General features: G+C 64.2%; 22 protein-coding genes and 1 pseudogene. 9 read left to right on the top strand and 14 right to left on the bottom strand.

Translation table 11 applies throughout. The annotated features are described in order from the left end of the window. Positions 1-89: 89 nt before the first annotated feature. The 6 genes from PSET11_RS03955 to PSET11_RS03980 all read right to left on the bottom strand — a co-directional run bounded on the left by PSET11_RS03955 (position 90) and on the right by PSET11_RS03980 (position 5317). The gene (locus PSET11_RS03955) at positions 90-1556 is read right to left on the bottom strand and encodes an amidohydrolase (protein ID WP_124090814.1); all 1467 of its coding nucleotides are present in this window, start codon (positions 1554-1556) and stop codon (positions 90-92) included. Next, complete coding sequence (locus tag PSET11_RS03960) at positions 1549-1935, bottom strand: RNA-binding S4 domain-containing protein (RefSeq protein ID WP_124090815.1); 387 nt, start codon at positions 1933-1935, stop codon at positions 1549-1551. The genes PSET11_RS03955 and PSET11_RS03960 overlap by 8 nt, the downstream gene beginning before the upstream one ends. A gap of 83 nt (positions 1936-2018) precedes the next feature. Further along, on the bottom strand, positions 2019-2414 hold the full coding sequence (locus PSET11_RS03965) for a DUF4282 domain-containing protein (RefSeq protein WP_238989013.1): 396 nt from the start codon (positions 2412-2414) through the stop codon (positions 2019-2021). Between the two features lie 141 nt (positions 2415-2555). Beyond that, a complete protein-coding gene (locus PSET11_RS03970; protein WP_124090817.1) occupies positions 2556-3419 on the bottom strand; it encodes an SDR family oxidoreductase in 864 nt (287 codons plus the stop codon). Positions 3420-3425: 6 nt separating this feature from the next. Beyond that, entirely contained in the window at positions 3426-4430 is a 1005-nt protein-coding gene (locus tag PSET11_RS03975; RefSeq protein WP_124090818.1) for an aldo/keto reductase family protein, read from the bottom strand. Positions 4431-4456: 26 nt separating this feature from the next. Then, positions 4457-5317, bottom strand: a complete 861-nt coding sequence (locus PSET11_RS03980; protein ID WP_124090819.1) for a hypothetical protein — start codon at positions 5315-5317, stop codon at positions 4457-4459. 349 nt (positions 5318-5666) lie between these two features. Here PSET11_RS03980 and PSET11_RS17060 point away from each other — a divergent pair. After that, positions 5667-5717 (top strand): annotated as a pseudogene (locus PSET11_RS17060) (hypothetical protein); the annotation flags it as partial. Positions 5718-5780: 63 nt separating this feature from the next. Beyond that, positions 5781-6065: a YchJ family protein gene (locus PSET11_RS03985; RefSeq protein ID WP_345788811.1), complete on the top strand. Its 285-nt coding sequence runs from the start codon at positions 5781-5783 to the stop codon at positions 6063-6065. 98 nt (positions 6066-6163) lie between these two features. On the opposite strand, the gene PSET11_RS03990 is transcribed toward PSET11_RS03985, so the two are convergent. From PSET11_RS03990 to PSET11_RS04000, 3 genes are all read right to left on the bottom strand, one after another. After that, entirely contained in the window at positions 6164-6619 is a 456-nt protein-coding gene (locus tag PSET11_RS03990; RefSeq protein ID WP_124090821.1) for a GNAT family N-acetyltransferase, read from the bottom strand. A 74-nt stretch (positions 6620-6693) separates the two neighbouring features. Further along, a complete protein-coding gene (locus PSET11_RS03995; RefSeq protein WP_124090822.1) occupies positions 6694-7128 on the bottom strand; it encodes a VOC family protein in 435 nt (144 codons plus the stop codon). Positions 7129-7191: 63 nt separating this feature from the next. Then, positions 7192-7446, bottom strand: coding sequence for a hypothetical protein (locus PSET11_RS04000; RefSeq protein ID WP_124090823.1), 255 nt, complete (start codon positions 7444-7446; stop codon positions 7192-7194). A 473-nt stretch (positions 7447-7919) separates the two neighbouring features. On the opposite strand from PSET11_RS04000, the gene PSET11_RS04005 reads away from it, so the two are divergent. Beyond that, positions 7920-9611, top strand: coding sequence for an HNH endonuclease signature motif containing protein (locus PSET11_RS04005; protein ID WP_238989014.1), 1692 nt, complete (start codon positions 7920-7922; stop codon positions 9609-9611). 577 nt (positions 9612-10188) lie between these two features. Here the strand turns inward: PSET11_RS04005 and PSET11_RS04010 are convergent. Further along, positions 10189-12228 (bottom strand): acyl-CoA dehydrogenase family protein, encoded by a 2040-nt coding sequence (locus tag PSET11_RS04010; protein ID WP_124090825.1) that lies wholly within the window; start codon positions 12226-12228, stop codon positions 10189-10191. A gap of 61 nt (positions 12229-12289) precedes the next feature. After that, positions 12290-12592, bottom strand: coding sequence for a hypothetical protein (locus PSET11_RS04015; RefSeq protein WP_124090826.1), 303 nt, complete (start codon positions 12590-12592; stop codon positions 12290-12292). A gap of 214 nt (positions 12593-12806) precedes the next feature. Here PSET11_RS04015 and PSET11_RS04020 point away from each other — a divergent pair, with 214 nt between their 5' ends. The 3 genes from PSET11_RS04020 to PSET11_RS04030 are packed head-to-tail and all read left to right on the top strand — an operon-like array spanning position 12807 to position 18641. Continuing rightward, positions 12807-14264 (top strand): DUF3375 family protein, encoded by a 1458-nt coding sequence (locus PSET11_RS04020; RefSeq protein WP_124090827.1) that lies wholly within the window; start codon positions 12807-12809, stop codon positions 14262-14264. Continuing rightward, a complete protein-coding gene (locus PSET11_RS04025; protein WP_238989015.1) occupies positions 14257-15201 on the top strand; it encodes a DUF4194 domain-containing protein in 945 nt (314 codons plus the stop codon). Before PSET11_RS04020 ends, PSET11_RS04025 begins: the two co-directional genes overlap by 8 nt. Then, complete coding sequence (locus PSET11_RS04030) at positions 15198-18641, top strand: ATP-binding protein (protein WP_124090828.1); 3444 nt, start codon at positions 15198-15200, stop codon at positions 18639-18641. Before PSET11_RS04025 ends, PSET11_RS04030 begins: the two co-directional genes overlap by 4 nt. A gap of 120 nt (positions 18642-18761) precedes the next feature. On the opposite strand, the gene PSET11_RS04035 is transcribed toward PSET11_RS04030, so the two are convergent. From PSET11_RS04035 to PSET11_RS04040, 3 genes are read right to left on the bottom strand one after another with little or no spacing between them, the layout of a single operon-like run. After that, positions 18762-19304: a TetR/AcrR family transcriptional regulator gene (locus PSET11_RS04035; RefSeq protein ID WP_124090829.1), complete on the bottom strand. Its 543-nt coding sequence runs from the start codon at positions 19302-19304 to the stop codon at positions 18762-18764. Continuing rightward, a complete protein-coding gene (locus tag PSET11_RS16825; RefSeq protein ID WP_238989016.1) occupies positions 19301-19729 on the bottom strand; it encodes a carboxypeptidase-like regulatory domain-containing protein in 429 nt (142 codons plus the stop codon). The genes PSET11_RS04035 and PSET11_RS16825 overlap by 4 nt, the downstream gene beginning before the upstream one ends. After that, a complete protein-coding gene (locus PSET11_RS04040; RefSeq protein WP_238989017.1) occupies positions 19641-21278 on the bottom strand; it encodes an MFS transporter in 1638 nt (545 codons plus the stop codon). The genes PSET11_RS16825 and PSET11_RS04040 overlap by 89 nt, the downstream gene beginning before the upstream one ends. A 199-nt stretch (positions 21279-21477) precedes the next feature. Here PSET11_RS04040 and PSET11_RS04045 point away from each other — a divergent pair, with 199 nt between their 5' ends. From PSET11_RS04045 to PSET11_RS04055, 3 genes are read left to right on the top strand one after another with little or no spacing between them, the layout of a single operon-like run. Next, positions 21478-22545 (top strand): iron-siderophore ABC transporter substrate-binding protein, encoded by a 1068-nt coding sequence (locus PSET11_RS04045; RefSeq protein WP_124090830.1) that lies wholly within the window; start codon positions 21478-21480, stop codon positions 22543-22545. A gap of 9 nt (positions 22546-22554) precedes the next feature. Then, complete coding sequence (locus PSET11_RS04050; RefSeq protein WP_124090831.1) at positions 22555-23658, top strand: FecCD family ABC transporter permease; 1104 nt, start codon at positions 22555-22557, stop codon at positions 23656-23658. A gap of 20 nt (positions 23659-23678) precedes the next feature. Further along, positions 23679-24752 carry a FecCD family ABC transporter permease gene (locus tag PSET11_RS04055; RefSeq protein ID WP_124090848.1) on the top strand — a complete coding sequence of 358 codons (1074 nt, stop codon included), beginning with the start codon at positions 23679-23681 and terminating at the stop codon, positions 24750-24752.

Here is a 24752-nt window from a genome sequence, read left to right on the forward strand (position 1 = left end):
CCCTGCGCCCATCCTCCTGCGCTCGCCGTCCAGCCGCGGAAAGCCCGCCAAGCCGGAGTGTCTCCCGGCACGCAGCCCGGCGTTTGCCCCTAAGCCAGCAGGCCGGCGTCGTGCGTAAAACGCCCTGCCAGCAGCGTGGCGGCAACGGGCATCGCGGCGAACTCATCGGCAGAAACCGTGAGCGGGTCGGCGTCCAGCAGGACGAGGTCAGCCGCGTCGCCGAGCCGCACGGTACCGCGGCCGCGGGTGCTGGCAAGGAGCGCCTGTTCGCGGGTAATGGCCTCCTGCGGCTGCCACGGCTCCCGGCCATCCAAGGCCGAGCGGGTAGTGGCGGCGGACATGGCGGACCACGGATCCAGGGGGGCCACGGGAGCATCCGATCCCAAGATCAGTGTTGCGCCGGCATCGATGAGCCGTTTCAGCGGGAACGCGCGGTGGGTCTGGCCCGCCCAGTTGGCGTCGGCAGCGTCCCGGTCATCGAGGGCATGGCGCGGCTGCACGCTCGCCAACACCCCCAGGGGACCAAAGCGGTCGAAATCAGCCGTCCTGACAAATTGAGCGTGCTCAATCCGGCCGCCGGTTCCTACCTTTTCAAACGCGTCCAACGCCACGCGGTTTGCGGCGTCGCCGATCGCGTGGACTGCCGGTACAAACCCGGTGTCCCGGGCGCGCTCCAGCAGCTTGAGGAGTTCACCTTCGGCGACCGTCAGCAGGCCGAACCCACCCAACGGATACGCGTCCACGCAGTAGGCGGTCCGGGTGTTGAGGGAGCCGTCGATCAGGACTTTCAGGGGTCCCACCTGGAGGAGGCCCCGTCCGCCGCCGACGTCCATTCCCGTGTGTAGGCCCTGGTTCACCGCGCGCTCAAGGTCCTGTGGATAGACTCCGGCGTCCACCCGCAAAGAGTCCGCACCCGCCGCGATCCTGCGCAGCCACGAGTCCACGTTCCACGTCATCTCGAAGTCCACAACGCCTACCACGCCCCGGGCTGCGGCGGTGCGCGACGCTTGGTCAACCCAGGGATCCAGGATCGCGTCCGGCAGCTGGCCCAGTGTTCGGGTCAAGGCAAAGGCAGGTTCCTCGCGGAGCAACCCCGAACTGTCCACGGCAACGCCAAAATGCCTGGCTGCGGCACTGTTGACCCATACACAATGCAGGTCGTGGCTGATCAGCGCAGTGGGTGCGGCTCCCGCGGCGGCATCCAGCAGGTCCAGGCTCGGCAGGTCGGGCCAGAGCGCGTCCCGGAACCCCACGCCCACCAGTGGCTGGTTGCCTGTTCGGTCCAGCGCAGAGCGTTCGACGGCGGCGGCAGCCTCCCGCGCGGATCCCGCGGTGGCGAGGTCAAGCCGGTTGGCGTGCATGGCCCACTGGTTCATATGCACGTGCTCGTCCCAGAGGCCGGGAATCAGGTAGCGACCGCCACAGTCGACCACCTGCGCGGTAACTGGGAGGGCCTCTGAGGCCGGTCGACTGGCGGCGACCAACCCGCGGCGCAGCTCAAGATGTATCGGTTCTTGGCCGGGCAAGCGGACATTGGCGAGGGTCAGGTTAGTCACGGTGACCGGCAAGCCGTTCCATTTCGCGTCGATCCTTTTTGGTGGGTCGGCCGGTACCGCGGTCGCGCTGCGGCAGGCCCAAGGCGGGGGCTACTGGCCGCGGCGGGGTGTGGTCGGTGAAGCAGTGCGAAGCGGCTTCGGCGCCAACCCGTTTGTTGATCAGTCGCCGCACTTCAAGGGTGCGTTCAAAGCCGGAAAGCCGGACGGTGACGGTATCTCCGGTCACCACCGTGGCGGAGGCTTTGGCCGGGCTGCCGTTGAGCCGAATGTGGCCGGCACGGCATGACGCCGTGGCGAGTGACCGCGTCTTGTACGCGCGGACAGCCCACAGCCAGGCATCGATGCGGACATTGGCGGGGGAGGAGGGGAGGCTGGTCATGGTTGGCACCGAGTATAGCGCCGGAAGCCGCTGCCGGTTGGGACAGCGGCGTCCGGACGGTGCATTGGATCAGGCTCTGGGCGTTAGCTGGTGGGCGGTGCCGGGGGCTGGTAGCCGGGAGGAGCTGGCGGTCCGGACTGGTACGGGTTGGGGGCTGACTGGCCGTAAGGATTCTGCGGGCCGCCGGCGGGGTAGCTGGTGTGCCCGGACGAGGTGCCACCCTGCAGTTCCACCAGGCGTGCAGTGTTTTCCGCCGTGCGAATACCGGCGATGAGCGATTCCAAGCCAATCCGGGCAAGCGCCAGGTAGATCACCACAAACAGCGGGCCAATGATGAGGAGCGTCACGAAACCCAGAGCCGGTTCTCCGGTGGCGAAGGCGGTGATCACGAAGATGAGATAAGTGACGCCTAGCCCCACCATGATCAAGATGTAGACGATTTTGGCGATGGACGGCGAAATGAACTTGGTGAATGACAAATCGAACAGGTTCTTCAAAGTTCCCCCGATGCGAAGGGCCCACTACGGCAGGCAGGTCAATGATGTGGCCAGCCTAGACCGCGCCGCTGCTTGTTGCCATGGAAATCTGGAAGTTTCTTCCAATCGCCGGATTTGTGGCTCCTAAAGCACCGGTTGCGCGAGAACGTCCGCCAGACTCAGGGGATCGTGCCCGGTCAGGCCGTGGACGTCGGGCGATACGCCGCCGAGCTCACCGGAACCCATGGCCGTGTAAGTACTCACCCAGGCGTCGAGTTGCCACGGTTCCGCGTTGTAGCTGGCACGCGACGCGTACGCTTCCTCCAGCGTCTCCTCATGGAAGCGGATGTCCCGGCCGGTTGCCGTGGAGATGACGACGGCGGCCTGGGCCAGCGTCAGGTCCTCCGGCCCAGTCAGGTTGTAGGTCTGCCCGCGGTGGACTGCCGGGTCCCGTAGGACTGCGGTGGCGCACCTGGCAACGTCCGTGCGGGCCACCCCAGCAAAGGCGCCGCTACCGCCTGGGCCGCGGATGACGCCGTCGTCCCCTGCCAATTGCGGCAGGAAATCCAGGTAGAAGTTGTCGCGCAGGATCGTGTAGTCCATTCCGGAGGCGCGGAGGTGCTGTTCGGTAGCAAAATGGTCCCGGGCAAGCGTGAAGGTGGCATCCGCGGCAGCACCAACGAACGACGTGTACACGACGTGGGCTACACCAGCCCGGGCAGCCGCGTCGATGAACGTGATGTGCTGTGCGAGGCGATCCACGGCCTCGGCCGCAGACACCATGAAGAGTACGTCCACGCCGGCCAGTGCCAACTCGGCGGCAGCCGCATCGCTGTAGCTGCAGACAACGGCCCGGGTGCCATCAAACTGGGGTGCCCGGGCCAAATCGCGAACAACCAGCCGCTGCTCCATGCCGGCAGCAGCGAGTTCCTTCGCTACCAGGCCGCCAAGATTACCGGTTGAGCCAGTGATAGCCAGCGCGGGGAGTGGCTCGTTCTGCTGTGACATGGGTACCTATCCTTGGCGCTTCTCGGGGGAGGTGGTCAGGGCCGGATCGCGCTGGGCCAAGGCGCCCACAGCGGCATCGACCTTCTCCATGATTCCGGCGTCCAGGACCACGCCAGCGGCGGCGACTGTATCGGCGATCTGCTCTGGGCGGGACGCGCCCACAATAGCCGAAGCGACGTTGGGGTTCTGCAGGACCCAAGCCACGGCCAACTGCGGCATGGTGAGGCCGGCCTCGGCAGCGACAGGTTTGAGCGCCTGGACGGCAGTCAGAACGTCATCACGCAGCCATCGTTCGATCATCTGCGCACCGCCCTTGTCGTCGGTAGCCCGGCTGCCCTGCGGTGCTGGCTGGCCGGGAAGGTATTTCCCGCTGAGGACGCCCTGGGCCATGGGGGACCAGACAATCTGGGAAACGCCGAGCTCTTCCGAGGCTGGCACCACCTCGGCCTCGATGACCCGCCACAGCATGGAGTATTGCGGCTGGTTGGAGATGAGCTGGAAGCCCAGTTCCTTGGCCAGCGCGTGTCCGTTGCGCAGTTGCTCCGCCGTCCATTCGCTCACGCCAATGTAGAGGGCCTTGCCTTGCCGGACCACGTCGGCAAAGGCCTGCATGGTTTCTTCCAAGGGCGTTTCCACGTCGTACCGGTGGGCCTGGTAGAGGTCCACGTAATCGGTCTGCAGGCGGCTGAGGGAACCGTTGATGGCTTCCATGATGTGCTTGCGGGACAGGCCAAGGTCGTTCTTGCCCTTAGGTCCGGTGGGCCCAAACACCTTGGTGAAAACTTCGACGGATTCGCGGCGCTCGCCTTTCAGCGCCGCACCGAGGACCGTCTCTGCAGCGGTGTTGGCGTAGACGTCGGCAGTGTCGAAGGTGCTGATGCCGGCGTCGAGGGCAGCCCGGACGCACTGGGTGGCGGTGTCGTTCTCCACCTGGGAGCCATGGGTCAGCCAGTTGCCAAGCGTAATTTCTGAGACTTTGAAGCCGCTGTTGCCGAGGTATCTGAATTCCATGCTTTCACGCTAGCCCAGTTGGTTGCTCAGGGTAAGTGTTGGCGGTCTTTCCCCTGCACCCCGGCCGACTCGGGTTGATTGGAGCTTGGCGTCCGGGTTTTCCTTGGCTGCTGCCCCTTCGCCACTGATGCCAGCGAGCCGGTGTCAATCTGCGACAACGGCGCCGGCTGTGGAGGCTTGGTGAACGACCGCGGCTTGCCCGTGCGTGCGGTTTTCGCCGCTGCTGGTTCGGCGGCGGGAGCTTCTGCGGCTGGAACGCTGGTGCCTTGACCGTTGGTTTGGCTTGGCTCGACCGGATCCGGAAGGTCGCGAACGGACAGTTTGATGTCTGGCGTACCGCTGCGGGTTTTGGCTGGGGAGGTGGGAGTCTTTGCAACCGGGGTGTTGCCACGCGCCGGCTTCATGTTTGTTTCAGGACCCGTGCTGGTGGGCAGCTCCGGCAGGGGCTGGTCTGGCAGGTCGCGGACGGACAGTTTGATGTCCGGGGCACCAGCGCGTGCTTTGGCACGGGCATCTGCCGCTTCTACGGCCGCTGTCCACTCTTTCGAGAGGACGGCTGGCTCCCGGCGCGGATTGTTTTTTGGCGACAGGCGGCCGACGGCGGTCCGCAGCACTGCCACGGGTCCAGCCTCTGGGGCGGGCACCGGGTCAGCGGCTGGTTCAGCGACTGAAGTCACGGTCGCCGGGGGTTCCGCGCCGAAACGCACGGATTCCTGACGGCGAAGGCGGCCAAAGAGCAGTTGGACCACAAGTCCGGCCAGTCGGCCGATGCCAGCGAGGATCAGCGTGGCAACCCCCAGCATGAACAGCACGAAGGCCATCAGGAAGGCGACGCCAAGGGTCCCCAAAAATGTCAGGTTGAGGATGAGCGTGTCTGGATTGTCCACGTCATCTCTCCTTTCTGCCGACAGCGGGGCACAAGCCGGCAGCTGCCCCCCGGTCAGCGTTTCCTTGTCCACCTTACGGATTTATGCCATCGCTCGTGCCCCGAAGTAGGGCGTGGTGCCGGGTTGTTTCGAACCTGTTACAAGAAATGACAAGGACCGCGCGCCTATAGTCTTAGCGAATGCTTGGGTCCCGGCTGCGGCTTAAGCTGCCCCTCTGTCCGGCTGGGGCGGCTAGGCGAGATGCCAACGGTGTTGAAGCCCAGCTCACGGTCATATGCACTTTGCGGCATGCATTGGCAGTGCCGCTTCTGGTGCATCCGGCCGCCGCTGAAACTATGGAGAGAAAACCATGACCCGCGCAACCGACAGCCAAAATTGCCCGTGCCTCTCCGGAGATCCCTACGCTCAGTGTTGCGGCAGGTTCCACTCGGGCCAATCAGCAGCGCCGACGGCGGAATCGCTGATGCGATCAAGGTACAGCGCGTTTGCGTTGGGCAATGCTGACTACCTTCGTGAGCCATGGCATCCGAACACTAGACCCGCTGACCTAGATCTCGATTCCGAGGTGCAGTGGCGGCGACTCGACATCCTGGCCACGCACCACGGCGGACCGTTGGATACCGAGGGTGTGGTGGAGTTCAAGGCGTATTTCCGCGACGGCGGCGATCGAGGTTCCCTTCACGAAACCAGCCGATTCGTTCGCGAAAACCGCCGCTGGTTCTACGTCGATGGTCAATTGCACGCCTAGCGTGGTTCTGAAAGCTGCTGCTTTGGAGGCCTGGTGCCCCTCGACCGGGCCTCCGGTTGGAATCCCGCCGCGGTTTCTTCGGCAGCACCTTGGTCTCGTCAGCGAAAGGCTTGAAACAGAACGAGTCGGGACACGCCGTCGTCCGCGCTGACTCCATGGATTGCGCCGAACCGGCCCACTTCCTGGAAGCCGAGGGCTTGGTGCATGCCGATCGACGCCACGTTATGTTCGTTGGCGAAGTAGTAGGCCACCGTCGCATCCGCCCAGATCCAATTTAATCGTGCCCGGGTGAGGGAAGCGCCGACTCCCAGCCGGCGAAATTCGGGCGCCACCACGATGCCGCCGAGGTAGTTCCCTGCGGGAGCATCGCCGTCGGACGTTGGGTGGAAATGCGTCTTTGCGACGCCGGCAATCCTGTCCTGGATGCTTGCCACCAGGACGATCCTCTGGGGCTTGTCTTCGAGCATGGTTGGGGTCCACCGGGACCGTGCGCTGGCGGCGCAGACTCGACTCACGCCGTCGTGATCACTCTGAAGCAGTTCGCGGATCTGCATGGACACAGCGTAACGGGGTCCACTGGGGCGCTCCCGGGATCGATCAGGACCGCACAGCGCTGAACGTGGGGACGCTATTTCTGGAGTGCTTCGGCAAGCATCACGATGATGCCGCTGGGACCGCGGACGTACGAGAGCTTGTAGATGTCCTGGTACGTCGCCACGCCACGGAGCGGGTGGCAGCCGTGCTTCGCAGCGATCGCCAGGGCCTCGTCGATGTTGTCTACTGAGAAGGCCACCCGGTGCATCCCAATCTCGTTGGGAAGGGTTGGCGTTGTTTCAATCGCGTCCGGGTGGATGTATTCGAAGAGTTCCAATTGGCCGTGCCCGTCAGGAGTCTGCAGCATGGCAATCTTGGCGTGATTACCGTCGAGACCCACTGCGATATCAGTCCACGCGCCGCTGACGGTGTCGCGCCCCACCACCGTGAGCCCCAGATCGGTAAAGAACGCGATGGTTGCTTCAAGATCCCGGACAGCGATGCCCACATTCTCCATTTTGATGCTCATGGCCTCACGCTACCCAGCCTCAGACCTTTGAGCCAGCAAGGGGACGGACTAATAGGGGACTGATTAATAGAGGGCTTCGCCGGAAATGAGGCGTTGGACGTCTGCGGAGGACAGACGGGACCTGCCCATGATCCAGGAATGCCCGTACCCGGCGGATGCTGCCGTCCGGACTGCGACGGCCAAATCATCTGCTGCCCGCCTGGCTTGCGCTGACGCTTGCGCCATGGCTTCCGCCGCGGCCTCGAGAGGTGCCGTGATTTCGGGGGGCGGCTTCTGGAGCACTGCATCAGGGTCGTCGATCTCGAAAGACCAGTCCATTTCGTGGTGCCCGATTCTCTTGGTGGATAGCTGCCGGTGGGTCTTTTCCGACTGTAGCGCGCGCTACGGGCCGTAGTTGGAAGCCTTGGTCCTGAAGAGATTCTGGCGGCCATTAACCCCGCTTTCGGAACTGGTCCAGGTTCAGTTCCTGGCGGCGATGCTGTTCGAGGTTATCCACAACCTCACCGGTGGTGATGTTCTTTGGGTGGGTTATCCACATAGAAATTTTTGTTGCTGTGCTGGGTGCTCGTGGCTGGCAAAGTTGATTTATGGAGAGCAATCGAGGTCGTGACGCGGTGGTAGATCGGTCGGCCGCTGTGCTTTCCGTAGGTTGTGCCGTCGGCGGGGATGCCCCCAGACCCGCCGGCGGCACTGGCGGGGGATGCCCTGGCGCTGGCCCTGCCCTGGCGGAGCGTCTAGCTGATTCCGTTGGGGATTCCACGTCCCTGCCCACGAATGAGACATTGTTCGCGGTGGTATCGCGGGTCGGTGAAGTCTTGGCCGCGGCGGCTTTGCATGCTCCGGAGGAGGTGGCGGCCGCAGAGTACTGGGCTGCGGCGGATTTCGCGGCTGTGGTGGAGGACCTCTCACGGACTGTTGAATACCTTCAAATCCTCTCGGCGGGCTCCGTCGACACCACCAGAACCGCAGCAATCGCAGCGTCGTTGACGCGCCAGGCTCGGCCTGGAAAGAAGGGCTGGGTGACGGGTTGGAACGCCAGCGGGGTCGAAACCCTCGCTGAAACCGATTCTGACTGGCCGCCACCAACGGCCGAACCAGCGGCGTTCGTCCATCCGTCACCAGCTGATGACGGATGTAGGAACACCGCGGAGTTCCTCCGGCTCCGGCTGCGAATCCCTATTCGGGAAGCCCGCCGCCGGCTCAGTCTCGCCGCGCAAGTCCTCCCCGGCACAGCAATGACCGGGACTCCTCTCGCCCCCATCCGTGAGGGTCTCGCTACCGCGCTCGCGCCGTCGAAAGCGACTGCCGCTGACGGGACTGTGGGCTCTGATATAGGCATGGTGGGCGGACCGGTGGTGTCCTCATACGCTGCGACGGTCATCGCAGTGACGTTGGACCGGATCCAACACAGCACCACTACCGAGAGGCTTGGTCACGTAGAACAGGATCTGATCGCGACCGCCGCGACCGCCGATCCAGACTTCCTCGTCCGAGTTGCTCAACGCTGGGTCGAGGCCATCGACGCTGACGGCGCGGAACCTTCCGAAGAAGCTCTCCGACGCACCCAAGGGGCATTCATCCGGAAACCTCGGAACGGTCTCCATCACCTGGAAATCTTCGCAACCGCTGACCAGTACGAACACCTCCTCACGGCAATGAACATTGCTACTAACCCCCGAAGCGCCACCCCCGACACGACCCAAAACTCCGTCAGCGTCAGCGTCAGCGTCAGCAGCGGCAACAGTGTCAGCACGGGCACGCGTCCTGATGCTGACCTCGGCGTGGACCTCGGTGCGGCTATGGACAACACGGTGCTTGTCGACCTTGAACGGCGGACGCGACCTCAGCAGCAGCTCGATGGGGTGATCTCCGCCATCAAAGCCGGCCTCACCACAACGCTTCTTCCCACCACTGGCGGCATGCGACCCCAAATCATCGCCACCATCAGCGTGGCCGACTTGTTCCCCGCCCCCACCCGACGCGCTGCAGGCACGGAACTCACCGCTTTTGCGGGAGACGAATCGAGGGACGACTCAGGTATCCACCACGGGTCCGGGGCTTTCGCCTTCACCGGGCCAACCTCAGCAACCACACTCCGCAAAATTGCCTGCGACGCGGATATCATCCCCGCGCTCCTTGGGACCAAGGGTGAAGTTCTGGACCTCGGACGTAAAACCCGGCTTTTCACCACAGCGCAGCGACTGGCGCTGGTTGCGCGTGACCAAGGCTGCACCTTCCCGAACTGCACCATCCCCGCACCGTGGTGCGAAGCGCACCACGTCACGTACTGGAATCACGGCGGTCTCACCACCACCAGCAACGGCGCGTTGCTTTGCAGCCACCATCACCACCTCATTCACAAGGACCAATGGAGCATCACCATCACAGGTGGCACGCCGGCGTTCATCCCACCGCCGCATATCGACCCCAAACAAAGACCTCAACGAAATCGCTACTTCAAACCACCTCCGCTGCCGTCCTAGCCACGGCTGTCTGGGAGCGGACGAAGGGGCAGGGTGGGAAGGGCGTCTGCTATGCACAGCCAACCCCGATCGGGTCTCGGGTCGAGCTGGCTCTGTGGGCAGAGCTTCAAAGCCCTACTTTATGGTTCCAGCAGCAGTGGGGCAGCGCAGCCATGGCTACGGCTCAACAAGGATCCGGCCCAGTAAGGCCTCGGGAAACTTCCACCGAATGAACCTTTGTTCCGGGAGCAGCCCTACGGAGGAAGGCTGGTCTGTTTTGGAACCAGTCCTGCTGCGGATAGTTGCGAGAGCTGCGGACGCAGAAAGTGCGTCTAAAAAGAGAGGCCCGAGAGGTGTGCCGGCGACGGCTGGGGAGGGGTTTTGGTCTCAGAAAACCCCCCGTCGCCGGCACAGACTCTGGGCTGGCTGCACATGGCCCGGGTGCCAATCCTCCGGGCGGTCCACCACTTCCTTTCGGCTGTGGTGGCCTGCTGAAATCAATAATTCAACGTCCCGCTCAGGATTCGAGGCCAGATCACATTAAGGTTTTCTTAAGGGCGCCTCAGGACTCCTTGATGCTGCCCACAGCAGTGCCGATTCACTGCTCGCGAACCGGCCCCGCTCCCCGAGATCGTGCCCCTCGATAGTCGCGATGCAAGTTCTCGTGTCGAGATACCCCGGGACTGGCATCGGCAATCCACGGCCCTGTCCCTTCGGACTGATCCAGAATGCCAGCCTCCAGCCAGGTGTAGTCGCCGGCCAGGACCTTGCGGGTAAGTGCCGTATCGACGTCATCGGTGTTCCGCCACAGCTGTTCGAATAGTTCGTCCACCCGCACCCGCGCCTGCTCGCAGTAGGCCTCAGCCAGTTCGAAGGCTCCGGCACCACGTTCGGGTGCGGTTCGCAGCAGCATCTCGGCTCGTGAACAGCAAGCAGTCATGGCGAAAAGCTCAGCGCCAATGTCCACTATCCGGCCCAAAAATGCCTGCTTGCGCTCCAGCTTCGCCTGCCAGCGGCCCATGCCATAGAAGGTCTGCCGCGCCAAGCGTCGCGAGGAACGTTCTACAAACCTCAGCTGTTTGGCCAACCTGCCGAAATCGCCATACGAACGAGGGTCCAATCCGGCACCCGCCACCAGCTTGGGAAGCCACTTGGCATAGAAACTGGAGGCGCCGACGGCGGCCCGAGCCTTATCGGCCAAGCTCGCATCGAGGGAGGCAAGGTCGCCGGCGGCGGCAAGGTGCGCATCGACGGCCTCGCGGGCAATGAGGAGCCTCATGATTTCGGAGGAGCCTTCGAAGATCCGGTTGATCCGGAGGTCCCTTAGTTGCTGTTCAGCCGCGACGGCTCGTTCGCCACGGGCAGCCAGCGACGCTGCACTTTCGTAGCCGCGCCCACCACGGATCTGGACCAGCTCATCAGCAATCCGGCAGCTGGTCTCGGTGGCCCACAGCTTGGCAAGGGCTGCTTCGATCCGGACGTCTTTTTGGCCAGCGTCAGCCATTTCTGCCGAGAGTTCGAAGACTGCGTCGAGGGCAAAAGCGGTGGCGGCGATATACGCGATTTTCTTTCCCACGGCCTCGTGCTCGCCTACCGGTCTGCCCCACTGGGTCCTCGCGGCAGACCACTCGCGGGCGATCTTGAGGCTCCAACGACCTGACGCAACACAAAGCGCCGGAATGGACAGCCTGCCAGTGTTGAGCGTGGTCAGCGCGATCTTCAGCCCCTGGCCTTCCCGTCCAAGACGGTTTTCAGCGGGCACCCGAACCTGATGAAACCGCGTGACCCCGTTTTCAATTCCACGCAGCCCCATGAATGAATTGCGGTTCTCCACGGTGATCCCAGGAGAGTCCATCTCCACAACGAACGCGCTGATACCACCCTTATGCAGGGTGCCGTCTCGATCCGTGCGGGCCGGCACCACCGCCATGACCACCACCAACTCGGCGATCACCCCGTTGGTGGTCCAAAGCTTCACGCCATCCAAAAGGTAAGAGCCGCCGTCGTCCGTTGGCGTTGCCGTGCAGCCCATCCGGGCGGGATCGCTGCCCACGTCGGCCTCCGTCAGCAGGAAAGCGGTGACGGCCCCGGCCGCACAGCGCGGCAGATACTTGCGCTTCTGCGCGGGGGTGCCGAAAACCTTGACCGGTTCGGGGACGCCGATTGACTGGTGGGCTGAGAGTAGGGCTCCGAGACTTGGATGGACACTGCCCAACAGGGCCAGGGCCCGCCCATAGTAGACAAGTGAGAGCCCTAACCCGCCGTATTCCACCGGAATCTTCATGCCGAAGACGCCCAGATCGGCGAGCCCCTGGATGTAGTCGTCGGGGATTTTGGCATCCCTCTCGATCACGGCCCCTGACATGGTGCGTGCATAGTCGGTAAGTCGCTTCAGGAACGCTTCACCCGTTTGCACGGAAGCCGGGGTGGGCGTTGGCCACGGATGAACCAGCCCCAGGTCAAAGGCGCCTAGGTAGAGCCCTTTGGCAAAGCTGGGGCGGTCCCACCCCGATTCGCGCGCGGCTTCTGCGACGGCTCGGGCCTGGTCTGCAGTGGCGCCTGAGCCGATGTCACGGGCCTGGACGGGCGTCTCGTCAGCGGGCGAGTCGGTGGCGGGGCTGTTGGTTGCGGAGCTCATGGGTCATCTCCTAGGCCGGAATGGCCGGTGAAGCCATGGATCCGCCGGGTTGGAGAACCCTTCAGCTGTCACTCAAGATTACTCGCGGGTAGGTACCGGTGCTAGGGGTCGGCTGAGCCTGGATATCGCCGACCACAACGCCCTCCCGTGTATGGTGCACCAGCCTGTCCCAGCCGGTATTGATCCCGTGCACCGCTGCTAGCAGGACGGTAGAAACCAAGAACCAAGCAGCTTTGCCTGTACCCAAGAGGGCCAATGCCGTCAGCCCGGCCAGCAACACGAAGGCTGCCAGGAGCGCAGCGAAAACCAACGTTCCGATGAAAACCAACGTGGCCGTCTCTACGGTGCTTAGATCAAAACTCATGCGTCCCCCTGCTGCTTCGTTGCGTTCAGTAGCACGAGCGTAGGGGGCGCGCACCCGGAGCGGCCAGAGTGGGACGCTGCCCCACCGCCGGTTGATACGGGATCGATACGCTACCGCCGGGTAGGTCACGGAGCGGTCGCGGCGACTGCGTTAACCTTGTAGTTGGCAGTTTTTGCCTGCCTACCCCTCACCCCACACAAGCCAAGGAGAGTGCGTGCCCCGCTCCGCCAGGTCTTCCGCTGACGCGATCAGCGCGCGGCTCAGGGACCTTGAGCTCCTCACCAAGGGGCCGGCCTGGGCGCTCACCCGATCCGCACCGTGGGTGATTGCCGTGCTGCAAGCCTCCTTCACCCGCACCCGGCCACAGGCGCTGCTGGAAGAATTCCACGCCGACGTCGACTCTTTCCTAGAGGAGCTCCGTCGCCAGGACCCCGGGCTGGGCGGCGGCGCGAACGGCAAGTCGTTTGGCGACGAGTGGACGCGCCGGCAGTTCCTGACCCGCCGCAACCAGTCAGGCCAGATCGTCTACGAACTGACCGAACCCGCAGCGAGGGTGCTGGCATTCCTCGACAGCCTTTCCAGCGAGCGTTCCACCCTGAACGGCTCCCGCCTGGGCACGCTCCTGGGCGACGTCGAGAAGTTGGCCAACGAGACCAACCCTGACCAGAGTGCCCGGTTGGAATCCTTGGAAGAGGAAATTGGTGAACGTCGGCAGCTGATCACGGACATCACTACCGGCGAGTTTGATGGCCTCTTGGACGACGATGAGGCAGTGGAAGCCGCCGGAAACATCCTCGATTTGGCAGCCAGCTTGCCTGCCGACTACAAGAAAATGCGTGACCGGATCGAAGAGCTGGTGGGTGAACTCCGCAACCAGATCATTGAAGAATCGTTGACCAAGGGCGCCACCATGGCGCAGGTCTTGGAGGCGGACAAACGACTGCGGCAAAGCCCAGAGGGCCGCACCTTCCGTTCCTTTACAGCGTTCCTCGAAGATCCGCAGCAGCAGGTGCGCTTCAGATCGGCCATTGGCGAGGTCCTGAGCAGGGAGTTTGCCGACGACCTGTCAGTTGAAGACCGCGAAACGCTGAAGAACCTCGTGGCTGAGCTGCGCCAGCAACACAGCCAGATCCAACGTATCTACGGCAAACTCAGCGAAAGCCTGAATACCTATGTGCAGAGCGATGACTTCCGTCAGTCGGTTCGTCTGCGCCAGGTTCTGCGAGAAGCCGAACAAGCGATCCGATCACTACCCTACGAGCGGGAGCGTCCTGGACTTGTCCGTGGGCCTGAACTTTTCAACGCAGGATTCGAATCGCTCTCCATGGTGAAACTGTTCGATCCGGACGAGTTCGCCGTGCCGCCTCGACTGGCCGACCCCATCGCCTTTAGCGATTCCGATCGGGTGCGCTCGCCGCGGACAGGCAAAGCCAATCCGGACGTCATGCGCACAGCCCTGGCTGGCGCGGGCACACTGGTGGACGCCTGGGATCAGGTGCCCGCCGACGAACAACACATCAACACGCTTCGCGGCTTGCTCTCCCACGCGCTGCAGGCTGGCGCAGACTTCAACCGCGAGGCCTGGGCAGACCTGGACTTCGAACAGATTGACGGCACCCGGCGAAAAGCATTCCTGCCGGTGGTCACCCTTGCAAAGGACTCTGATGACTGACTTTTCCGCCGCCAGCCCCGTCGAAACGGCACCGGCTCCCGCCGCCGTCCCGCCCGAGGCTGCAGACGTTTCCGCCACGCCGGAGGTCTCGGACACCGCCGCGGTTGAGGTTCCGGACGCCCCGGCGACCGAGGTTCCGGACACCGCCGCGCCCGAGGTAGTTCCCGCCGCCGAACCTTCCGCGACCCACAGCGGCTGGTCCGCAAACCCGGGGCCACGCGACACCTTCGTGGACGGCGCCGCGCTGTTCCCGGGTGATACCGGTGTGTTGTCCATGCGGGTGCGGCAGGCGCTGGTCAAGCTGCTGAAGGGACCGTATGTCGACGGCGGCCGCGACGAGAAGCTGTGGACGGTCCTGCTGGATAACCGGGTGATCATCCGCAGCCGGCTGTCCGAACTGTTCCTCACCATGGAGCTTGACCATGAGCGGAAGGTCGCGGTGTTGCGGCCAGTGGACCCGGAATCGATTGGCGGCAGCACCCGCTCAAGCATCCTGCGGCAACAGCGGGCCCTGAGCCGGGTGGAGACCATTGTGCTGCTCCGGTTGCGGTTGCTGCTTGACCGGCATGTCACCGCGCAGACGGACCCCACCATTACGCGCGAGGAACTCGCGGACCTGGTGGCGCACTACCAACCCGCTGGCCAGCAGGACGCGCTGCGGGACTCTGACGTCGTGTCGCGCGCCATCACCAAGCTCATGGCACGCCAGCTGCTGCTCGCTACGGGCTTGGATGACGTCTACACCATCTCGAACGCGTTGCCTTTGGCGCTCCCCTTTGAAAACATCGGCGACATTCCGGCGCAGATCGCGGCGCTGGTGGCAGCCTCGACAGATCAGTCGGGCACCGAACCGCTCCTGGAGTTCGACGGCGGGTCCCCGGCTGAGGACGACGAGGACACCGACGCCACCACCACCGACGCGGAGGACGCCAAGTGAGTATCGCCAGCATGCTCCCACTGGGGGAGGAAACGAACCCTGGCCAGATGCGCTTGGCACTGGTCCAGGTGGTCAACTGGGGTACCTTCCACGGCGCCCACACCATGCACGTTGACCGGAACGGAACCCTGCTGACGGGTAACTCCGGGGTGGGTAAGTCAACACTTTTCGACGCGATGCTGCGGGTCTTTGACGCCCGCCCCCGCTCCAACGAAGCAGCGGCCCAGCGCTCCGGCGGGGCTGTGGAGGACAAGCGCACCACGTTCACGTACATGCGCGGCAAAGTGGGCGACAAGGCTGTGGGGGAGGGATCGGCAAGTGCGTTCCAACGCCCGGGGGCTACCTGGTCTGCCGTTGCCCTGACGTTCGACAACGCGGCTGGCACCCGCATCACCGTGTCCGCCATCTTCGACCTGCCCAAAAACGGCACCGAGTCGAGCGTGGGACGTTTCTATCTGATCGACCATGTGCCGCTGGATTTGGCGGCCCTGGAGGGGATCGCAGACAAGCGGTTCGGCAAAGCTGCCCTGGAAGGAATCTTCCCCGAGGCGCAGATCTTCGATGTTCACAAGGCCTTTGCGGAACGGTTCCGGCGACTCTTGGGCATCAGCTCTGACCAGGCCCTTCCGCTGCTGCGCGTCATCCAGGCGGGCAAGGGGTTGGGCGGTAGCGTCAACACGTTCTTCCGTGACCAGGTCCTGGATGCCCCTGCCACGCTGGCTGCCGCGGACGATGTGGTGGAAGAATTCAGCAACCTGATGTCCATCCGGCAACGGCTTGAGGATGTCCGGCTGCAGCGTGACCAGCTGGCGCCCGTGCCCGGCCTCAACAAGGACTATGCCCAGGCCTTGCTGGACGCCAACGCACTCCGCAACCTGGCCGGCGAAGAATTCGATGCCTACCGGCAGCGCCTGGCCGTCACCATCCACGAACAGACCTTGCACCGATTCCGCGAGTTGGCGCAGGCCAAAGCCAAGGACCTGGGCACCGAGCGGACCCGGCGGGATGCCCTGTCCAAGGACCTTCGGCAGCTGGAAACGGACTACAACAACCAGGGCGGCAACGCCATTTCCGCGATCGAACAGTCGCTCGAGAACGCCACCGTAGGCCTGAAGCTGCGCCAACAAGTCGAAGAAGCGGCATGCCAGGCGCTCGCCGACGCCGGGCTGTCCCTGGAGTGGTCAGCTGACGGCTGGGAGCAGGCACACGAACAGGCGGCGGCAAGATCGGCCGAACTCCAGGACGATTCGAAGGCCCTGCAGGAACTCAGGTTCGAAGCTTTCGACGCGCACGCCACCCGAAAGCGTGAGCTGGCAGCGGCTGAGCAGGAAATGCTGTCGCTGCAGACGCGAAAATCCCTGCTGCCGCCGTCGAGCATTGAAAACCGCGCCGCCATTGCTGCCGCGACCGGCGTTCCGGAGGAGCGGATGCCGTTCGCCGGCGAGCTCATGGACCTGGCCGAAGGTCAGGAACGGTGGCGGCCAGCTGCGGAGCGCGCCCTGCGCAGCCTCGCCACCACGCTTTTGGTTCCCGGCGAGCATTTCGGTGCCGTTACCCGCTACCTCAATGATCACGCGGTCCGTGGCGCCCTCCGCGCCGTGGATGTTTCCAAGCCGTTGGCTGGCGGTGCGTTGGCAGTCCAGGACGCGCACGACGGCGACCTGCTCACCAAACTGGATATTCTCACCGCTGGCCCGGCTGCTCCGGCCGGGGAATGGGTTCGCGAGCGGGTGGCCCTCGACTACGCGTTCCCGTGCGTGGAGAACCCTGACGAACTGGCGGCGTTGGACCGCGGGTTGAGCCTGGGCGGCGTGGTCAAGCGCAACCGCCACACCGTGGAGAAGGATGACCGCTTCACGTCCCGGCACGACTACGTCCTGGGCTTCGACAACGCCACCAAGCGTGAGGTGGTGGCAGCCCAGGCGGCTGACCTCCGCCAGGAGGTTGCGAAGGCAGCCGAGCTGGCGCAGAGCCGGGAGGACTCGCACCAAGGTATGAGCCGTCAACTTGAGGCCCTGCGCCGGGTTGCTGGCGATCACCGTCCTTGGGACCAGGTTTCAGCTGCCGTGGCAGCAGACGAACTCACCAGGATCAAGCAGCGCCTGGAAGATGCCTTGGCCGCGCAGGCCGATCTTGAACCACTTCGTGCCAGCATCGAGCAGGCGCGGCAGCAGCATCAGTCCAGCACCGAGTCCGCAGCTGTATTGCAGAGCGAATACAAGGCCCTCGACCGCCAGCTCACGACGGTGGATACCCTGCTGGAAGCTGCGCGGGACCGCCTGGCCCAGGCGCCGCCGTCGGACGCCACCGTGCAAAGGCTGGACCCCTACTTCGCGGACTTCGGCGACATGACCGAAATGCACGAGCTGGACAACCTCGCGAACCGTGTGCGGACCGTCCTGCAAGGCGAACTGCACGCAGCCGAGTCGCGTGGCCAAGGCACTGCCGAGCGGCTGACCCGCATTTTCGAGGGTTTCGTGCGTGATTGGGGCAGCGCCATTTCGGCTGATCACGGGACCAGCATCGGCGCGGCCAGCGACTTCGAAACGCGCTACCACGCCATCATTACCGACGGCCTGCCGGCCCAGGAGGCCGAATTCAGGCAGTTCTTTAACCAGCGCACGCATGAATCGTTCAGCACCCTCCTGCACCTGCTGGACGAAGAACGGCGGTCCATCACCAGCCGCATCCTGCCGTTGAACGGGATACTGTCCGAGGTGAATTTCCACGAAGGCAGCTTCCTTGAGTTGGACATCAAGCCCACGTTGCCGCCCACGGCCAAGCAGTTCAAGGACGCTATCCAGAACGCCTTGAAGGCCCGTCATGGCCGGCCGAGGCCCGATACTGGCGCCGATCGGGACGACGAAGCCGAGCTGACAGCCCGTTACAAGTCTCTGGAAACGCTGGTCAAACGGCTCGGATCAGCGGCGCCTGAGGACCGGCGTTGGCGTGCAGAAGTGCTCGATGTCCGCGGCCACCTTTTCATTCAGTGCAAGGAACACCGCGAAGTCACCGGGCCGCGCGGGGCGAAGAAAACTGATGTGTTCATGCACGCTGACACGGGGTCCATGTCCGGTGGTGAGCGGCAGCGGTTCACGGCGTTCATCATGGCTGCAGCACTGAGCTACCAGCTGGGCATCGCTGAACAGGGATTTACCACCTACGGGACAGTGATGATGGACGAAGCGTTCGTCCTGGCCTCGGAAGAGTTCGCCGGCGCCGGCATCAAGGCGCTGCACGAGTTCGGCTTCCAGTTGCTGCTGGCCGCACCTGAAAACGTGATTGATCTGTCCCGGCATCTGGGTTCCGTCACCGAGATCCTGCGCGACAAACGCACCAACCGCTCCGGCGTACTGACTGCGCCGGTCATCTCAGCCGCCGACGCCGCTCCCGGAGCGTGGCGCTCGGAGGCCAACCCGGTGGACATCATCCTGCGCTGATCCTCTGGGCCGTAGTAACCCTCCCGGAGTTGTTGGGTGATTTTGGCTAACGCTCCCGTGGAATTCTGCAACAGCTCCGGGAGCGTTGGCGTTTTGGCGGCAGGATTTCCGGGAGGGTTGCTACGGCTGGGGACAGCTGTCGATCTGGGATTGGACCAGGTCGCCGAAGTGCGCCACCACGTCGTCGAAGTCCCGGTCGGCGAAGAGTTCGAGGGTCCGCACTGCCTCGCCGAATCCGATCATGAGCGTCACGACCATGGCGGCATGGCGTCGATCGGGGGTGGGGTCGCTGATGAGCTTGGCGATGTACCCCACGTACTTTTCCCGGGTTTCCGTCTTGGCGGCTTCCGGATCCGGGGCGTCGTTGACAGTGAAGGGGATCATCGCCCAAGGCTCCTGCATGGACCGTTCGCGGCGCATCATGACGCGAAAAGCTAGGGCTGAGCCGAGTTCGTGCCGCGGCGCCAACAGTTCGCCCAGCAGCCGTGCGTCAGGTTGAGCCGCAGCAAACAGCTTTTCCTTGGACTCGTAGATCTTCATGACCAACGCAGCGGAGACTCCGGCGTCGGCGGCTATGTCCCGTACCGTCACCGAGCGGTAGCCCCGTTCGCCAAAAAGCCGTCCGGCGGATTCGAGGATGGCGTCCTTGCTGTGGCTGCTCATGCGCGGGTGAGGGGGGCTAGTGGCTCAAGCGGCGCCCCAGACACGGCGAGGTCCAGCTGCACGGAGCGGTTGTCCAGCGCAAGCTTCCGGGCCGTGGCCTGGTGCGTTTCGGGATGCAGCATGGAGACGATGTACCGGCCAGCGGGCGGCAGCGGCAGGCTGTACCGGCCGTCCTCGTCCGTCATGACGGAGGCCACGTGCTCGCCACCGCCCTTGAGCACCGCCACTACTGCGCCGCCGATCGGGTCTGCCCCCACGGTGGCGCGCCCGCTCAACGTCAACTGCTGGCCCAGGGTGAAGTCCTGCTTGAGGGTGACGCCATCGAACTCGAAGACGTCAGCCTGCTGGTGCCCAACCTGCGGCGTTGACCACCAGCAGGTACTTGCCAGGTCCAGGCACCGCCACCGAGTATCTGCCGTCCGCATCAACCCGGTTCCAGTCCACAGGATCGCCGTTGAGCCGCAGGACGGTCACCACCGCGTGCGCCACCGGAGCCCCGTTCCTGACCCGGACGAGCCCGCGTAGGACCAGTTCGTTTTCGTTTGAAGCAGGGATGGCCGCGGCGGGGGCGTTGGCTTTCGGGATGAAGGTGGAGGCGACGATCGCTGCCGCGGAAGCCAGGGCCGCCATCCAGAACACATCCTGGAAGGCGCCGAACGTGGGCAACTTGACGGGGCCGACGTCGGCCGTCACCGAGGTGAGGAAGGCGGCGACGGCGGCACTCGAGGTTGAGGTGCCGATGGCGCGCAGGAGGCTGTTGAGGCCGTTCGCGGAGGCGATTTCCGTGATGGGAACCGCTGCCATGATGAGGGTGGGCATGGCGGCGTAGGCGATGGCGGTGCCGATGCTGACCACGGTGGAGCCGATGATGATCCACAGCACCGAATCCCAAAGGAAGACGCGCCCCACGTATCCCACGATCATCACCGAGGCGCCTGCGATCAGGGCCGACTTGGCGCCGTAGCGGCTGATGATGCCGCCGGAAACCGGTGCGAAAATCACGATCGCCAGGCCGGAGGGAATCATGGCCAGCCCTGCGGCGATAACCGGCATTTCAAAGCCGGAGCCGGTGGCCAGGGGTTGTTGCAGTTGCTGCGTGGTCAGCAGCATGTTGGCGAACATGGCGAAGCCAATGAGGAGGGAGGCCACGTTGGTCATCAGGACGGGTCGTTTGGCCGAGGTCCGCAGATCCACCATCGGCTGGCTGACCTTCAATTCGTAGGGAACCCAGATGCCCAACAGAATCGCGGCGAGCAGGAACAACAGCAGCACGGACTCGGAGTTCCAGCCCCACGAGCCGCCCTTGGAGATCGCGAGCAACAGGGATGCGAGCGCACCGGAGAGGATCACGGCGCCGATATAGTCGAAGCGGCCGGGGGTGCGGACCTTGGACTCGGGGACAACGAGGGCTACCGCCGCCAACAGGAGCAGTCCGGCTGCGGCAGAGACCCAGAAGATGGAGTGCCAGCCAAAGTTTTCGTAGAGGACGCCCGCCATGGGAAGGCCCAGCGCACTGCCGATGCCGAGCGTTGCGCTCATCAGGGCCACCGCGGAACCCAGCTTTTCCTTGGGCAGCTCATCGCGCATGATACTGATGCCAACGGGGATGAGCGCCGCCGAAAATCCTTGCAATGCACGGCCCACGATGATCCAGAGGAAAGTCCCACCCACGGCGGCAATGATGGAACCGACCACCATCAGGGCTAGGCAGACAATCATCATCCGTTGTTTGCCGTACATGTCCGCACTGCGCGTGACGATGGGTGTTGCCACTGCGCTGGTCAAGAGCGTTGCGGTCACCAGCCACGATGAGTCGTCCGCGGTGACGCCCAGGATGCCCGGGAAGTCAGGGAGTAGCGGGACCACGAGGGTCTGCATCAGGGCCACGACGGTGCCGCTGAGCGACAGCACGGTGATGATGGCCCACGACGGACGGGCTTTGCGGGGCTGGGCGTGGGAGCGCGGGGAAGTCACGGGGTAGCCTTTGGCCGGAACGGGAGAGGGTGAACGACTGTTCACGCCCCTCCCAGTGAACCACTGTTCACCCCACCGGAACAAGGCGGTGATCGGCGCGATAGCCCATTATTGTCAATAGGAAACATAAACGTTTCGTAATGAAGCCCAGCGTAGGCTAGCCTTACTTAGGTTCGCGTCACTTACCTAAGGATTCCCCGTGTCTTTCAACCCCCCACGCCGTGCGCTGCTGAAGTCCGCAGGCGCCGCGACAGCCGCGTTCGCCGTCGCCCTTTCCCTGGCCGGTTGCTCCACCGGTTCAACCACCGCCGGAGCTGAAACTTCGTCGGCCGCCAGCAGCACCGCTTTCCCCGTGACCATCAAGAATGTCTTCGGCGAGACCACCATCAGCAAGCAGCCCACCCGGGTTGCCACCGTGTCGTGGGTCAATGACGACGTCGCGATTGCCCTCGGTGTGGTTCCCGTGGGCGTTCCGAAGAACGAATGGGGCGGCAACGAGCAGGGCTCAACGCCGTGGAAGGACGCCGCACTCGAGAAGATGGGCGCTGGATTCGGCACCGAGAAGGCCCCGGTCCAGTACTCCGAGGCGGACGGCATCAACTTCACCGAGATTGCCAAGCTAACCCCTGACGTCATTTTGGCCGCCTACTCCGGCCTGACCGAGGAGGACTACAAGAAGCTCAGCGAAATCGCGCCTGTTGTGGCGCAGCCGGAGGTGGCCTATGGCACGTCCTGGCAGGACTCCACCACCATCATCGGCAAGGCTCTCGGCAAGAGCACGGAGGCTGCCAAGCTGGTCTCTGACACCGAGGCCACCATTAAGGACAAGGTCGCCGCAGTTCCGCAGATCGCCGGCAAGACCTTCATCTACGGCAACCTGGAGCCGGACAAGGGTGACGGCGTTAACGTGTACACCGCCAACGACAACCGTCCCCGGTTCCTCACCGAAATCGGGATGAAGCTTGCCTCGGTTGTGGAGGACAACTCCAAGGGTTCCAAGGAGTTCTTCATCCCGTGGTCTGCTGAAAAGGCCAACGAGTTAGCGTCCGACATCTTCGTGACTTGGGTTCCTGACGCGTCCACCACCGACGCCATCAAGGCGGATCCGCTGTTGAGCCAGATCCCCGCTATCAAGACCGGTGCCCTGGTGGCCGATTCGAACAACACACTGACCCTGTCCATCTCCGCGTCATCGCCGCTGAGCCTGCCGTGGTCACTGGATACGTTCCTGCCGCAGCTGGCCAGCGCAGCAGACGCCGCCAAGTAGGACCGCTTCGTGACAGACGGTACGACGACGGCGGTTCCCGCAGCGGAGGCCCCCAGCACCCAGGTGCCGGGGCTAGGCCCGCTGGGTTCAGCCAGGGCCACAGCCCGCGGTTCCGCCTCCGGGGGGAAGCGGGCCGGCTGGCTGCTGGTAGTCGTCGTCGGACTGTTTGTCCTAGCGGGACTTTCCCTGGCGGTGGGAGCCCGCGGGCTTCCGCTCGCCACCATCTGGCAGGCGATCACAGCTTTTGATCCAGCCAATGGGGATCACGCCGTGGTGTTGGCCCGCATTCCGCGAACAGTGCTAGGGCTGGTGGTCGGCGCTGCCCTGGGACTTGCCGGCGCCGCGATGCAGGGGGTAGCCCGCAATCCATTGGCCGACCCCGGCATCATGGGCGTCAATGCTGGCGCGGCCCTCGCCGTGGTCACTGGCATTTACGCCTTCGGCATCACAGGTTTCTCGGGCTACATCTGGTTCGCTTTCGTGGGCGCCGCGGTGGCCGCCGTCGTGGTGTACCTGATTGCGTCCATGGGACGGGACGGTGCCACCCCGGTGAAGCTTGCTTTGGCGGGTGCGGCGCTGAGCGCTGGACTGTATTCGCTCATGAACGTCATTCTGGTATCGAGCCAGGACACGTTTGACCGCTTCCGTTTCTGGCAGGTGGGTGGCGTCGCGAGCCGCGACTGGTCTGTGGTGCTACCGGGGTTGCCGTTCCTCGCAGTGGGCGCGCTGATCGTGCTTTTCAGTGGGCGCATCCTTAACAGCCTGGCGCTGGGAGACGATATTGCCCGGGGCCTGGGCCAGCGGGTTGGCTTGGTCCGCGCCGTCAGCGCCCTGGGCATTGTGCTGCTGTGCGGCACGGCTACGGCGTTGGCTGGCCCCATCGGGTTCGTTGGCCTGGTCATACCGCATGCTGTCCGGTTCCTGACCGGGCCCGACTACCGGTGGATCTTGCCGTTCTCCCTGGTGGCCGCGCCGGTGTTGTTGCTGGGCGCAGACATCATTGGCCGCATCATCCTGCTTCCGGGCGAAGTCCCCGCGGGCATCATGACAGCCCTGGTGGGCGCGCCGGTGTTCGTCTGGCTGGTCCGTCGCGGCAAGGGGGCCGGGCTGTGACGCTCGTCCGCCCCCGCGAGATGGCGCATAGGCGTAATCCTGGTCGCAAACATGGGCGTTATCTGCCATCTCGGGTGCTGAACCGGACCGCGATCTTGGCTGCCGCCGTCGTGGTCCTGCTCGCCGTCCACATCCTGCTGGGCAGCTACACAGTGACCATCCCCGACTTCTTCAAGATCCTGGCAGCCCATCTGACGGGTGGCGAGCGGATTCCCGGCGCCAGTTTCATTGTCATGGAAAACAAGCTGCCCCGGGCCATTATTGGCACCATGATCGGCATCGCATTTGGCCTGTCCGGTGCGCTCTTCCAGACCATGCTCCGCAACCCGCTGGCCAGCCCCGATGTGATCGGCATCAGCTACGGCGCCAGCGCTGCCGCCGTCACAGCCATCGTCATCTTTGGTGCCACCGGCCCCGCCGTATCCGGCGCTGCCTTGGTGGGAGCGCTTGGCGTGGCAGGCCTGATCTACGCCATTTCCAGCGGCGGTGCCATTCGCGGATCCAGCAAGGGCAGCGCCGCCGGTAACCGCTTGATCCTCGCCGGCGTGGGTATCGGCGCGGCCCTGAACGCAGTGGTCAACTTCATGATGACCAGGGCCGACATTCAAACGGCCGCCGGCGCGCTGATCTGGCTCAACGGCTCCCTCAACTCAGCCAACTGGGACCGGGCCGGCATTCTGGTGCTAGCGCTGGTCATCCTGGTACCCGCCGTTGCTGTTCTCGCGGGCCCGCTGCGCATGCTGGAATTGGGCGACGACGCCGCTGCCGGCTTGGGAACCCGGGTCACCATGTCCCGACTCGCCATTGTCATCATTGCGGTGGCGCTGGCCGCCGTGGCCACCGCCGCGGCCGGACCCGTCGCGTTTGTCGCGTTTCTGGCCGGCCCGATCGCCCGCCGCTTCACCCGCAAGGCCAGTCTGCCGGCAGCAGCATTCGTCGGTGCGCTGATCGTCCTGGCTGCTGACTATTTTGCCTTCAATGTTGCCCCGTTGATCCTGGGCGGGACCGTACTTCCGGTCGGCGTCATTACCGGCGCACTGGGTGCACCGTTCCTGCTGTGGCTCCTGGTCACTGCCAACCGAAAGGATGCCTGA

This window comes from Arthrobacter ulcerisalmonis, from assembly GCF_900609065.1.
GTDB lineage: Bacteria > Actinomycetota > Actinomycetes > Actinomycetales > Micrococcaceae > Arthrobacter > Arthrobacter ulcerisalmonis.